Here is a 13,451-nt window from a genome sequence, read left to right as displayed (position 1 = left end):
GGACGCGGAACTAAACCCGCGTCCTGATTCCTTTTTTACATCGATTCGCATACAATAAAACCATATGCTGTAACCATTGAGGTGCCAAAATGAAAAAGAAAATCAAACAATTGAGATATGTTCAGTTTGCTGAATTTCAGCCGTCCCCTTATGTCCGCCAATTAAATGAAAAAAGTGAAGCAGTCATTCATTCATACAAACAGAAAAACTCACTTATTTAATTGCTCAAGCAGCTTTTTCTTCGTATTAGGTCCGTATACCCCATCACTTGTCAGACCATTCATCAGCTGAAAACGCGCTACAGCATTGGCCGTTTTTTCCCCGTAAATTCCGTCAACTCCCTTATCTACAGCCGTTTTATCAGGATAAAAATAAACAGCGGCAAGCGCTTTTTGGACGAGGCGTACGTGCTCCCCCTTCGTCAAAGGAGATGTCACCTTTAAAATCCCATCTGGCAGCTCATACATGATTTTTCCATCATCGCGATAAATTTTGAGAACCTGTCCAATTTGAATCGTGTTCGGGTCGTTAATGTCATTCCATTTCTGTAAATCACTCACAGTGACGCCATGGGCTTTAGCAATACTTGTTAACGTATCCCCGCTTTTGACCACATACGTGATGACCGTCGCCGGATCACCTGCGGTTTCAATTCCTTTTTTAAATGCATCCCATGTAGATAGAAGCAGGCGTGGACATGCTTTTCCAGACCAATGCTCATGTGTAACCACATTTACTAATGGAATGTCATGTTCTTTTAATAGCTTTTGAATGAGCCATTGAGCATGTTTGACAGCCTGCTGAAAGTTCCCATCTTCATTTTCACAAATTTCAATTCCGATCGATTTCCTATTACCATTCCCATGTCCGTCCCCTGCATGCCAGCCATTTTCATTTAAAGGCAGATGCTGAAAAATTTCACGATCATCCACTGTAAAATGCCAGCTCACCTCTGTCGTTGGTCGTTTGACGTATGCCGCATGACTTTTCGCGTCAGCTCCCTTAGATGTATTTGCTGTGTTATGAACAGTCACATACATCGGTGTCATGGCGTATCCTGGCCGGTTTCCGTTTCCAGCTGGAATAAAATCTTGATAAATTTGTACCATGTTCTGCACTCCCTTTTGCTAGATTGAATTGATCTTTCTCATCAATCGGTGGCATTCGTAAGACAAATTTTGTTTGTTTTAGCTATAAGACTATGGTAAAATTTGAATTCAATCTTCCCTTTTTAATAGTGAAAATGAAAAAATGAAGAAAAAAACAGGAAATAATTCCATTTTTCTTTGATTTTATGTTAAAATTGTTAAAAACAAGCCGATATAAAAAGTAAGCGATAGCTTTATTAGCCATTTAGTCCTATACGGACTTTTCTTTTACGTCAAAAATAGAACATACGTTTGTGTGGAGGTTTTTAAATGACTTATTTTTTAACCCATTTAGAAGAAGATATTAAACGGTTATACGCTCAACTACAAATAAGCGGTCCTGCATATGTAGACATGCAAAGGATCGCTTCTGAATTTCATGTATGGGTCCATTACGAGGATACCGGCAGCATGATGATCAAACATCAAGGTCTTTACAGTATTATTTTAAACAGATCCCTATCACCAGAAGAACAGTGGCAGGATTTTGCCCACGAGCTCTGTCATGTGCTGAAACACGCAGGCAATCATTTCAAGATGCATAGGCTCTTTCGAGAACTGCAAGAGTTTCAGGCAAAACAATTCATGTATCACTTTTGTGTTCCGACCTTTTTGCTCCTGCAAATGAAGCTTCCAAATCTACGTCAGCAAGCTATTTTGCAAATTGCTCAAACATTTCACGTCACCTGGGCTTTTGCTGAAAAACGGCTTGCCTTATTCGAACAGCGAAGAGTAGGCATTCGCTTTCAAAAGGAGTTTACTTCCTATTTAATGAAAGCGGAAAGGGTTGCGGAAAAAGAAGCTGCTTATCAAACGTAAACACCTGCACGCATGACAAAAGAGGTTTATTCATAAAGGCTTAATACTTGTTTCAGTACATTTGTGTATCTATAAAATTGTTCATTTTGTGTATCACGCCGGTAGCGCCGCCTAAAGTCTTGAAAGAATGCTCTTCTTTGAGCTTGACTGATTTCAATTTGAACGCTTTTTCCTGTCAGACATTGATTATTAATATTATGAGGATGTGTTCCAGAAAAACGATCTGATTCAGACAAAAGCAATGCAGGAAAACCATTCAATGTTAAACGTTTCACGGTTTCTGCAGCTCTTTCTCTGTCTGTACCACCCACTAATGTTTGAAGCACGTCTGTTTCTCCGTAGCCGTGGAGCGCAAACGTATAATGATGTGTATGCACTTGAGAAAGACAAATCGGCTCATCAAAACGTGTGCTTGTAATATGAAGAACATGATTGCCTTTCACTTTAAGGCCCTCAAATAAATACATTGAATAATCGCTTGCTAATTCATGGATCAGCTCACTCACGCCTGATTCAATTCCTCCGGCATGAGGCGACAAAATCAGAAGCTGATCTCCTTCCCGCTTGTGTAGAATTTGATAGTCAATCCCTTTTCTTTCATGAGCGGAAAGCTCTTCATAATTTTGATACGTATCGATGATTTGCGTCATTCTATCTGCCCCATTCCTCTATATGAGCATAAGTCTACTGATCTCAAATTCTTTTGTAAAGTGTTTTCGAATCGTCTATCCACATGAAGACATCCTTAAATTTTCCTTATCTTTACGGCTTTCTGTTGAATTTTGAGAAAAAATGACCGATAATTGAAACAAGTAGAACTTTTAGACTATATGAATCTTTTTGTATTCTCTCTCATAAATTAGCATTATTGTGATCTAAATCTGGAGGAATTCATGTTAAAAAAGAAAACCACCATCATCCTTGTCATCTTATTCATTAGCTTTGCTGGTATCATTTATTGGAAATGCTTCTCTCTTCAAGGCGTGTCTCATGGAACATTCATCCGCTCTATGTCATCACCCGACGGAACATATATCATCAACACCTATCGTCATAGTGGAGGAAAGCTAAAGGAGAACGCAGTCAGAGCAGAAATTGAAAACAAACTGACCCATCGAAAGAAAACGATTTACTGGAAATACCCTGATAAAGATCCTCTCATCAAATGGAAAAATACACAGCTGGTTCAAATTGGACACGAGTTTTTAAATGTTGTAAAAGGCGAAACGTACGATTATCGCTTTGAAAAAAGAAACAGAAAATAACGAGTCATCAAAAAACGAATCCTCTTTAGATTCGTTTTTTTTACGTTTACATCACCTTTTGCATAAAGCCTTTCCTTTCTTTGCTTACCACAGTCAACCGCTCCACAATTTCACTAAACTCTGTCACAAGTAAAGCTTGGTCTAATGATGACCCCATCATATGTTCCTTACTCTCAAGTAATGTATGTTTGGATGTTAGAGAAAATCCCTTGCAATGAGCTTTCAATATTTTCAGTTGCACGTGAGGTTCCACTTGATAATTTTGGGACTTCGCTTGCTACAACACTAAAATCTGCTCCCTCTTTTCCTGCTCGGGCTGCTCCAATTGATTTTTGAGCGAAAAACCTAAAGCGAGTGCACAAATGAATTGAAGTTACTTTCTCATATTTACAGGTAAAAAGTATGTCATTTCCTTAATATATTCAAAAAAGCGCAAATTTGCTATAATTAGAGCATCAACATATGATGAAATGGTCATGTAACCATTTTACTTATTCATTGGAGGCGCATGTTGTGACACAACCCATGAAATATGAGCGGGCGATCGTCATTGGCGGCGGTATCACCGGAATGCTCGCTGCAAAGGTTTTATCAACGTTTTATCATCAGGTGTTTATCATTGAAAAGGACGAACTGCCAAATTCTCCTGAGAACCGTCTCGGCACTCCTCAAGCCTTTCATCCACATAGAATGCTGCCACTTGGCAAGCGAATATTTGAGCGTCTATTTCCTGGTTATACAAAAGAGTTACTGGCAATAGGCGGGTTTAATACATGGCATCAAACATCTCGATTTATCACAAAAGATGGTGAATTAGCGCTCACCGATACAGAAGAAACAGCTGTCACAAGACGTGCCTTGCTAGAGTGGGTGCTGATGCAAAGAATGTTAAGTGAGGAACGTGTTCATTTTTTAAAAAAACATGAGGCGATCTCGCTACAGTTTGAGGAAGGAACAAATCAAGTCATAGGACTCATTGTGAAAGACCGGCGTGTAAAGCCAGGAATCATTCATCAAATGAAAGCAGACTTAGTGATCGATACGTCTGGAAGAATGTCTAAATTGCCAAAATGGCTGAAAGATGCAGAACTGCCCTTGCCACAGACAGATGAGTTAAGCGTCTCTCTTGGCTACAGCACAAGATACTACCAGATACCACCTGAGGCGCCAAACTTGCAATCAATGGTCGTAGTTGGACAGCCACATAAACAAATTCCGACAGGATTGTTTGAACGGGTAGATCATGATTTAGTAGCTGTTCTTCTCTCAGCAGCGGGCGGCTCACATTATCCAACAACGGATGCTGATCAATTTGATTCAGAAACCGCTGCGCTTACCCATCCCGCTATAGCAGAAGCCATCACCCATTTAACTCCTTTTACAAAGCCAAAGGGATTTAGACTGCCTGCTTGTGTGAGAAATCACTATGAACAAATGCATAATTGGCCAAGTGGTTTATTGGTAATGGGCGATGCCTTGTGTACATTAGATCCGATTCATGGGCAGGGAATGACAAAAGCAGCGGTCGAGGCGCAAACACTCGAGCGTATGCTCAAGCAAGCACAAGGAAAGGGACGGTTGTCTTTTGAAAGGAACACCTTACAACAAATGCAGCACGCCAATGAGCCTGGCTGGTGGCTTTGTGCGATTGCTGATATGGCATGGGAAGGAGTCGAGTTAAAGGGAGGAAAGCCTATTCCCCATTTGACATTTGTACAAGAATATTTAAATCGCTACGTACAATATGCTGTTCAAACAAAACAGGCTGAACGTCTTGAGGCCGTATCACCGTATGCATTCTTTCTTAACTGAACCGAGAGAGATCATCAACCTAGAGCAGCTGCATGACATGATTCAAGCTGATTCCTCTGGTGACACTGCTCGTTGGTGGTGTCAATGGGACAAAGAGAACGACGAATTAAATCAAGCTTTTTTCCATGAAGCTGTTCCTGACTTTCGTTTACAGCAATTGCTGCCATCAGATTGACATAAAAAAAAGCCCTCAATGGGGCTTTTTCATTAACGTAATAATTGAAGTACGTTTTGTGGCTGTTGGTTTGCTTGTGCTAGCATCGCTTGAGAAGCTTGAGAAAGAATGTTGTTCTTTGTGAACTCACTCATTTCTTTCGCCATGTCAACGTCACGAATACGAGACTCAGCAGCTGTTAAGTTTTCAGCAGAAGCGCTAAGGTTGTTGATTGTGTGCTCTAAACGGTTTTGGACCGCACCAAGCTTAGATCGCTGAGCAGACACTTGCTTAATGGCTGTTTCAATAATACCAAGTTGTGCATCAAATCCAGCAGATTCCTCGCCATCTTCATCACTTGCACTAATGAATTTTGTCACATCGATGCCAGCAACAGAACCAGCTCCATCTTCACCTTCAGCAGTCCCATCTGTTCCTAAAACTGAAGCACCCATGTTTTCAATGTTAAGTGTAATTTGTTGTGTTGCGTTTGCACCGATTTGGAATACAAGGCTTTGTGCCTCACCACCTTCTTCAGCACCCTTAGACGAATAAGTCCCGTCTAATAATTTCTTCCCGTTAAACTCTGTACGAGTAGAAATGCTTGTAATCTCATCTTGCAAGTTTGAGATTTCATCTTGAATTGATGCTAAATCCTCTTCCTGTTGTGTACCTGTGTTCCCTGCTTGAACAACAAGCTCACGAATACGTTGAAGTATCGCATGAGATTCAGTCAGTGCACCTTCAGCCGTTTGAATAAGAGAGATACCATCTTGAGAGTTTTTAGTAGCCATTTCTAAACCACGGATTTGACTTCTCATTTTTTCAGAGATCGCAAGACCTGCTGCGTCATCCCCTGCACGATTGATGCGAAGACCAGAAGAAAGTTTCTCCATGTTCTTTTGGCTTGAACCGTTGTTAGTAGAAAGACGATTCAATGTGTTAAGTGCTGCGATATTGTGGTTAATTCTCATTTCTTATTACCTCCATGTGTTTTGAACCAATTAGACATCCATGTCTAAAAGTTCTAAATTAGAATTTTTTTGTAAGCCTTACAATCCATTTATCGAACTTTAATGGAAAATGTTTAACATAAAAGGGATAAATAAGGAAAAAGTCTTATTCATTATGATCGTTTCGCTAGAGTATGCCAAATTTAAAGGTCATTTTTCATCATTTATCAAGGGGATTTAAGAATCATAAATCAGGAGAAGGAGAAAAAGCGAAGAAAAAAGAGCATAAAAAAAAGCCCCATAAAGGGGCCTTTCATTAACGTAGTAATTGAAGTACGTTTTGTGGCTGTTGGTTCGCTTGTGCAAGCATTGCTTGAGAAGCTTGAGAAAGAATGTTGTTCTTCGTGAACTCACTCATTTCTTTCGCCATGTCAACGTCACGGATACGAGACTCAGCAGCTGTTAAGTTTTCAGAAGATGCACCAAGGTTGTTAATTGTGTGCTCTAGGCGGTTTTGGACCGCACCAAGTTTAGCACGTTGAGATGAAACTTGATTGATAGCTGAATCAACAATCTTAAGTTGAGTATCAAATCCAACATCTGCTGCGTCTGCTGCATTAGTTGCAAAAGCTGTTACATCTAAATCTTTAATCGATTGGTTTGCAGTGATGCCACCAGCACCATCATCAACGCCTAATGCATCAGCACCCATATCTTGAATGTTAACTTTGATTTGTTGCGTACCATTAGCACCAATCTGGAAAACTAAAGATGGATCAGTTGGTGCTGGTGGAGTTGAAGCTTTATAGTCACCATTTAACAATTTTTTACCATTGAACTCTGTACGATCAGAAACACCATCAATCTCTTCAATTAAAGCATCCATTTCATCTTTAATTGCAGTTAAGTCTTCATCTTGCTGTGTACCAGTGTTTCCAGCTTGAACCACTAGTTCACGAACACGTTGAAGGATTGAGTGAGTTTCAGTTAATGCACCTTCAGCTGTTTGAATAAGAGAGATACCGTCTTGTGCGTTTTTAGAAGCCATTTCTAATCCGCGGATTTGTCCACGCATTTTTTCAGAGATTGCTAGACCTGCTGCGTCATCTCCTGCACGGTTGATTTTAAGACCAGAAGAAAGTTTCTCCATGTTCTTTTGGCTAGCACCGTTGTTTGCAGACAAACGGTTCAATGTGTTAAGTGCTGCGATATTGTGGTTAATTCTCATTTCCTATTACCTCCATGTAATTGGGACCTGACAGACGTCCTTGTCTGAAAAAAGTCCTTTATTCTAGGGCTTATCAACCCTGACAATTCTATTATCGGACGTGGTTATAGGATGTTTAGCAGATTTTTAAAAAAATATCTTGTTTTTTTATGATGTTAATCCTAATTTTAACAATTATGTAAAAATACAAAAATCTGCTGATCTATTATCAGCAGCTTTCCATTTTATCAATATTGCTTGATATCAAACGTTAAAATATTTTGGTATATCACATAATCTTTCTTACTTGCGAAAGGTCCTTTATTGTGTTCATCATTAATTTCATAGAAGTTCATTCCGATTCCAAAGCTTCTTTCTTTATACCAGTTAAGAAAATCGTTGATTTCTTTCATTGAGAGCAGATAATCCTTTTGTAACCCATTGACCATGGTAATAGAAAGTATACCTTTCGCAGTTTCTTCTCCTGGTTTTGTTCCATCTTGGTCTTTCGGTTCTTCGGTTGTGCCGTCATCTGGCTTTGTTCCATCTTGGTCTTTTGGATCTTCCGTTGTGCCATCATCTGGCTTTGTTCCGTCTTGGTCTTTCGGTTCTTCGGTTGTGCCGTCATCTGGCTTTGTTCCGTCTTGATCTTTCGGTTCTTCGGTTGTGCCATCATCTGGCTTTGTTCCGTCTTGATCCTTTGGATCTTCTGCTGTCCCATCATCCGGCTTTGTTTCATCCTCAGTCACTTGTAAGTCTTTTAATGAAATAGAAATCACTGATCTGTAATCACTTTTTACAGAAAGATGTCTCATATAATACGAGTAGTCACGTCCGCCAATAACATATAATTGATCATCAACAATTGCTGCAACAGCTGATACTCTTCCTTCTGGCAATTCATAAGCTGAATTTTTAAATTGACCATCTTTTGGATTGAAAATCTGAACTTTGTTTACCATATTTTTCGAACCATCACCATATAATTGCCCACCAATAATAAAGAACTTTCCATTGTAAGTTTCATAGGAGGGTTCATATGTATAAGATGTTAACTGAACATCAATTAGTCTCTTCCAAGTATCTGTTGCAATATCATACTGAAACAAATACTTTTCTCTACTATGCCCTATCGAATTTTCGCCACCTGCAACATATATTTTTCCGTCAATTTCAGAAATGGCTCTCCCATTTCGAGATGGTAAACCCGATGAGTTCAAGCTCTTCCATTCACCAGAGGCTGTATTGTATTGATAGACATTATTCTTATAAGAGTTTTTTGAAGATACAATATATATATTCTCTTTCACTGCAACTGCGTGTAAAGTTCCCTTACTATAAGCTGAAAATACCGGGTCTCTTGGAATTTGAATCGGCTCTTCAGCCCACTGATCAAGTTCTGTATCATAAATATCTATTGTGTTATAAGCTACTTCTGTCTCTTCGTTAATTCCACCTATTAGATAGATTTTTTTACCTACTGTAGCATAAGTACCCCCTGTTCTATTTCTTGGCATACTGGCTTTCTCTTCCCAAGCATCCTTTTTAGGATCATACATAAATGTTTGATTATTCAACTTATTTTTTTCACTTGCTCCACCAAACACATAAATCTTTCCATCAACTACTCCCACACCAGCATTAATACGTTCTTCTGGTAAATCAGCTCTTTTAGCCCAGCCAGTTGTTTTTGCTGCATTTGCTTTAAATGGACTAAGAGTACTCATTAAAAGAAGTACTGCAACGAATAATAAAAAACTTTTTCTCATTTCTCATTCCTCCAAATCGTTCTATTCCTCCTTTTTATCGTTTTATTTTTTACAAAGTTTACAATTAAAAGTAATTACGGATTAACTTTTATAATAAAAAACTCACACATACATCACCGGTGTTGACATTTTAATAATCTTCCCACCTCGACGATAAAACCTTGGAACACGGCGGCTTAAGGTGGCGATGACTTCATAGTTAATCGTATTGAGCATTTCGGCGATTTCATCGACAGAAATTTCTCCGCCTTTTTGACGGCCGTAAATGACGACTTCCTCGCCTTGCTTTGCCTTCATTTCGCCTAAACTGATCATGGTCATATCCATTGTGACTCGCCCCGCAATCGGCACTCGTTTTCCTCTGAAAAGCATAAATCCTCTATTGGATAAAGCACGCGAGTACCCATCCGCGTAGCCAATCGGTATAGTCGCAATGACTTCATCAGGCTTTGCCACATAGGTAGCACCATAGCTGACGGTTCTAGGCTCTGTCACCATTTCCTTCACGAAAGCAATTCTCGCCTTTAAACTTAGAGCCGGCTCCAATTGAACAGCATCCAAGCTTTGAATATATTGCGAGGGATAAAGTCCATAAAGTCCGATGCCAAGCCGAATCATATCGGCACTAAATTCAGGAAATGCGATGGCAGCAGCCGTATTGTTCATATGTACGGTAGGCAGCGTAATTCCTTGTTTTTTTAGAAAACGAAGAAAATCAGTAAAAATATTGTGCTGAAGCAATGTGAAATCGGGGTCCGGCTCATCCGCAGTTGAGAAATGCGTAAAGATTCCATCCCATCGGAGGTATTCACTTTCTTCAAGTGCCTCAACGACTTCCAAAAGCTCTTCCTTCGTTCGAACGCCTAGTCGCCCCATGCCTGTGTCGACATTGACATGAATGCCAAGCCGATGCTGACTTTCTTCTTCCGCTAAAATCTCATTTGCTTCATTGATCCAGTCTGCACAAAGACCGGATAGGTCAATTCTCCATGTCGCAGCTTTTTTTACACAGTCGAGCGGGGTAAATCCGAGGACTAGAATAGGCGCTTCAATTTTCGCTCTTCGCAATACAATGCCTTCTTCCAAGCTGGCAACCGCCAGCTCTGTCGCACCGCTTTCCAGTGCCTGTCGCGCTACCTCCACTGACCCGTGTCCATAAGCATTCGCTTTCACCACTGCCATGATCTTACTTTTCCTTGGAATATGCGCTTGAATGGCTTGTATATTTCTCTTTATTGCATCAAGACTGACTTCGATCCAGACTTCCCGGCAAATCTTTTGCACTCGTATAACCTCCCTGCTTATCTCATACATCCATTTTTCCTCATGCATTATGTTTATTCCATGTTGCATGGAAACATTCAAGACTCGCATGTATGAGTCTGTTCCTCTTCAAAAAGATGATATATCGAGTGCTTAGATAAGCTAGTGAACGACCCTAAACCTTCATAAAGTAAGTATGACGATTAGCCATTGCTGTCGCACGAAATTGTCGAAGTATTTTATACCCTTCAGTGATATTCATATCGACACTTGAAGAAGTCACCTTCACCTACTTGCACCTCGTCAATTATGCAGCGTGAATCCTTTCATATAAGAAAAAACACCATCCAGCAAAATGACTGAATGATGTTTTTTCATGTTTCTGTACATCTTTAAATGATTGATGGTGTCAACATCTAGCACACTATAGCATCCTTTAGTAACTTCATTCATGATCTCAAATATTCCCCTGGAAATAACCTATTTGTTTAAATACGAACGCATGCCAGCTATAGGTTCATTCACATACCAAAGAATGTGACAATATTTAACTAGGGAACGTCACACTTTCAATTTTGTTCACATCTATTAAAGTAGGTCCCGTACCTCCTAATCCTGGGTCATTAAAAAATACAATGCCCGCCAATTGATTAAACGTGACAAAATTTCCTGGGCCATAAAAGAAACCTGAATCACCAACGATGCTAAGATCAGTACCTGGTGGAAGTCCCGCAAAAAGTCCACTAAATTTCGCTGTACTTGTACTAGGTGTAGATGATTGATTACCTAATCCTACATTTTGTGAGATGTTTAAGCCTAGAGCTGATAAATCCTGTGTGATATTTGCCATGAAAAAGCCTCCCTTTCTCTAATTTTATCTTTTATTCAATATAGTGTATTCCACTCTAAAGTTTTTGAATGAGTTTATAGTGGAGTTTTATAGGAGAAAAAAATGTAACACGTCTAGTGGAGGAGTCAACACAATCTCACTTTCAATACCTACACGAATGAGACAATGGGTGATGAAATAAGCTGTGCTGTTTTCACATAGTGGTTTTTCAAAAGATAAAAGCCATTCTTAATCCAAGAATAGCAATTGATCGTTTAAATGATTTTTGACCATCTAATTTTTAATCCTTCATCATATCTAAATTCTTTTTGCTGCCGTATGGTCCTATATTTCTCATATACACCATTTTCAATTTTGTAATTCAGATTTCCCTCCAACACTTATTGAAAGATTAGCCAATCATTCCTTACATCCATCGGTAACATCCTTTAAAATATCATGCAGTAGGTTATTAAAAATAAATGAATTTATTATGAAAAATACATATTTAGGAATTCCAATCTGATGGTTAGGTAAAAGATTAAGTAATCTCTTTTCTCTTTTATAAGATGTTCGATTTTTTTAAACAAAAAAGAACGGCCATTTGGCCGCTCACTTATTATTGATTTTGCTTGGAAGACTTAGTATTGATAAAGGTGACGATCAAATAGAAAATTGTTCCGAAAAACATACCATTTAACAAACTGATCACCAGCATCTTACTAATAAGGACAACATAATAGAACGCTGGTGTCCCATATTGAATAGGCTAATCATAAAGGTTAAAACAAATAATATAGTGGAAATCCTTCGGAATAATTTTGATTTTAACATTTTAATGACTCCGAATTCATGCGATATATTCAATATCACCCTTAAAATAAAAAGCCCCATTAAGGGCCTTTTATTTAAGCAGAATAACCGATACTTGCCGTATGACCTCTCCTTGCTTCATCATGACTTGCTGTCACTTCAGACGTAAAATAACTAACAACACTTATTACACTGATCATCATTAATACAACTGATAAAGTTTTAAATTTCATACTGACAGTCCCCCCGCTTCACTTGAGTTTGGAAATAAAGAATCTTCTCATAAAAAAGCATCGCATTGTCTTTATCTCCCAATTCATTATAATATTTTGCAGCATCTTTTGCTAAATCTTCAAGATCAGGATACATTGACTTTATTTCTAACAATTCCATTATTTTTTCCAATTGCTCAAAATTGTTGTCAACGTATAGTGATTTTAAAAACTTGAATATCAATAACAGAACATGATCTTTCAGCTTTTCAGATAGTTCCATGCCATTATTTAAAGCATATGTACCTAAATCCTGTTCTTTCTTTTTGAAGTAGGCTTTTGACAACATAATGAGTGGATCTAAGATTCTATTTAAATGCTCGTATCCCTGCTCTCTAAATGCGCGAATCGAGTCATTAAAATGAGTAATTGCTTATGCTAATTCTTTGTTATGAAAATAACTCAACCCTAAATTATAGAGCGCTGATCCTTTTAATCGTTTTGTTGAGTTGTCGGCGGCTTTTTCTATTGCGTGTTCAAAATGGGGTATTGCTTTTTCGGGGCAGCCCATATCTATATAGTTTAATCCAATGACAAAAGAACATTGTATTTCTCTTACTGTGTATGTATCTTTTTCTCTATAGCACTCTATCGCCTGGGCGATATGATGCATGGACATATGGGTTTGTTTCATGTGGTAATAGATTTCAGCCATTTTGTAATTGAACTCGGCACGTTCAATATCATCACTAACAAGAGATAGCTTTTTTTTCTGCTCGTTTATAGAAGGTAATGGTGTTTAGATATTCATAGTTTTCAAATTCGTACATGCCGTAGAAAAAAATGAAGTAATACTCAAGTAACCCTGTTAATTTCTCTTGATCCCTTTTGATCTTCATTGCGAGTTCCCTAAAGTTCGCCCGCTCTTTCCCATTTTCTAAAGGATTCAAGTAATCAAGCATTAATTTATGTCTGAACTCCATAAGTGAGAAATACAATAATAAATCCTGATTCTCTTCCATATGATCAAGCATTGATTTGATTTCTTCTTTATATGCCTCGGCGTCCGGTACGTTAAATCTTTGAATATGATAATACCATTCATTGATTTTCAAGCCCACGTGAGAAGAAAGCACTTTCTCCATCAGTCCTTACCCCCTCCTCCATTTTCCCTATAATGACATATATTATCATTCTAACCGAAAAG

At 38.6% G+C, this 13,451-nt stretch carries 14 protein-coding genes and 1 pseudogene; 5 read left to right on the top strand and 10 right to left on the bottom strand.

The window, feature by feature from the left end:
- Nucleotides 1–89 precede the first annotated feature (89 nt).
- On the top strand, nucleotides 90–221 hold the full coding sequence (locus NPA43_RS05945; protein ID WP_256499489.1) for a hypothetical protein: 132 nt from the start codon (nucleotides 90–92) through the stop codon (nucleotides 219–221).
- Here the strand turns inward: NPA43_RS05945 and NPA43_RS05940 are convergent.
- A complete protein-coding gene (locus NPA43_RS05940; RefSeq protein ID WP_256499488.1) occupies nucleotides 210–1,109 on the bottom strand; it encodes an N-acetylmuramoyl-L-alanine amidase in 900 nt (299 codons plus the stop codon). The genes NPA43_RS05945 and NPA43_RS05940 overlap by 12 nt on opposite strands.
- Nucleotides 1,110–1,418: 309 nt before the next feature.
- Here NPA43_RS05940 and NPA43_RS05935 point away from each other — a divergent pair, with 309 nt between their 5' ends.
- Nucleotides 1,419–1,967, top strand: coding sequence for an ImmA/IrrE family metallo-endopeptidase (locus NPA43_RS05935; protein WP_099727514.1), 549 nt, complete (start codon nucleotides 1,419–1,421; stop codon nucleotides 1,965–1,967).
- 26 nt (nucleotides 1,968–1,993) lie between these two features.
- Here the strand turns inward: NPA43_RS05935 and NPA43_RS05930 are convergent, their stop codons facing one another.
- Nucleotides 1,994–2,617, bottom strand: coding sequence for a poly-gamma-glutamate hydrolase family protein (locus tag NPA43_RS05930; RefSeq protein WP_099727515.1), 624 nt, complete (start codon nucleotides 2,615–2,617; stop codon nucleotides 1,994–1,996).
- A gap of 243 nt (nucleotides 2,618–2,860) precedes the next feature.
- On the opposite strand from NPA43_RS05930, the gene NPA43_RS05925 reads away from it, so the two are divergent.
- Nucleotides 2,861–3,232 (top strand): DUF5412 domain-containing protein, encoded by a 372-nt coding sequence (locus tag NPA43_RS05925; RefSeq protein ID WP_099727516.1) that lies wholly within the window; start codon nucleotides 2,861–2,863, stop codon nucleotides 3,230–3,232.
- A gap of 173 nt (nucleotides 3,233–3,405) precedes the next feature.
- Here NPA43_RS05925 and NPA43_RS05920 read toward each other — a convergent pair whose 3' ends face one another.
- Nucleotides 3,406–3,594 carry a methyl-accepting chemotaxis protein gene (locus NPA43_RS05920; protein ID WP_256499487.1) on the bottom strand — a complete coding sequence of 63 codons (189 nt, stop codon included), beginning with the start codon at nucleotides 3,592–3,594 and terminating at the stop codon, nucleotides 3,406–3,408.
- 151 nt (nucleotides 3,595–3,745) lie between these two features.
- Here NPA43_RS05920 and NPA43_RS05915 point away from each other — a divergent pair, with 151 nt between their 5' ends.
- Nucleotides 3,746–5,044, top strand: coding sequence for an FAD-dependent oxidoreductase (locus tag NPA43_RS05915; RefSeq protein WP_256499486.1), 1,299 nt, complete (start codon nucleotides 3,746–3,748; stop codon nucleotides 5,042–5,044).
- Nucleotides 5,025–5,219: a hypothetical protein gene (locus NPA43_RS05910; protein ID WP_256499485.1), complete on the top strand. Its 195-nt coding sequence runs from the start codon at nucleotides 5,025–5,027 to the stop codon at nucleotides 5,217–5,219. The genes NPA43_RS05915 and NPA43_RS05910 overlap by 20 nt, the downstream gene beginning before the upstream one ends.
- 32 nt (nucleotides 5,220–5,251) lie before the next feature.
- On the opposite strand, the gene hag (NPA43_RS05905) is transcribed toward NPA43_RS05910, so the two are convergent.
- From hag (NPA43_RS05905) to NPA43_RS05875, 7 genes and pseudogenes are all read right to left on the bottom strand, one after another.
- Entirely contained in the window at nucleotides 5,252–6,172 is a 921-nt protein-coding gene (hag, locus tag NPA43_RS05905; RefSeq protein WP_099727518.1) for a flagellin Hag, read from the bottom strand.
- Between the two features lie 295 nt (nucleotides 6,173–6,467).
- A complete protein-coding gene (hag, locus tag NPA43_RS05900) occupies nucleotides 6,468–7,379 on the bottom strand; it encodes a flagellin Hag (protein WP_256499484.1) in 912 nt (303 codons plus the stop codon).
- A 227-nt stretch (nucleotides 7,380–7,606) separates the two neighbouring features.
- Nucleotides 7,607–9,127 (bottom strand): Kelch repeat-containing protein, encoded by a 1,521-nt coding sequence (locus NPA43_RS05895; RefSeq protein ID WP_256499483.1) that lies wholly within the window; start codon nucleotides 9,125–9,127, stop codon nucleotides 7,607–7,609.
- Nucleotides 9,128–9,229: 102 nt separating this feature from the next.
- Nucleotides 9,230–10,411, bottom strand: coding sequence for an alanine racemase (gene alr, locus NPA43_RS05890; protein ID WP_256499482.1), 1,182 nt, complete (start codon nucleotides 10,409–10,411; stop codon nucleotides 9,230–9,232).
- 526 nt (nucleotides 10,412–10,937) lie between these two features.
- Nucleotides 10,938–11,240, bottom strand: coding sequence for a hypothetical protein (locus NPA43_RS05885; RefSeq protein ID WP_099727526.1), 303 nt, complete (start codon nucleotides 11,238–11,240; stop codon nucleotides 10,938–10,940).
- Between the two features lie 887 nt (nucleotides 11,241–12,127).
- Nucleotides 12,128–12,265 carry an aspartate phosphatase gene (locus NPA43_RS05880; RefSeq protein WP_230031111.1) on the bottom strand — a complete coding sequence of 46 codons (138 nt, stop codon included), beginning with the start codon at nucleotides 12,263–12,265 and terminating at the stop codon, nucleotides 12,128–12,130.
- Nucleotides 12,255–13,389 (bottom strand): annotated as a pseudogene (locus NPA43_RS05875) (response regulator aspartate phosphatase). Before NPA43_RS05875 ends, NPA43_RS05880 begins: the two are co-directional and overlap by 11 nt.
- Nucleotides 13,390–13,451 lie beyond the last annotated feature (62 nt).

Origin of the sequence: Bacillus pumilus (assembly GCF_024498355.1) — a bacterium.
Taxonomy (GTDB): domain Bacteria; phylum Bacillota; class Bacilli; order Bacillales; family Bacillaceae; genus Bacillus; species Bacillus pumilus_P.
Note: the sequence above shows the minus strand (reverse complement) of the source record. Positions and strands in the feature narration are given on the sequence as shown.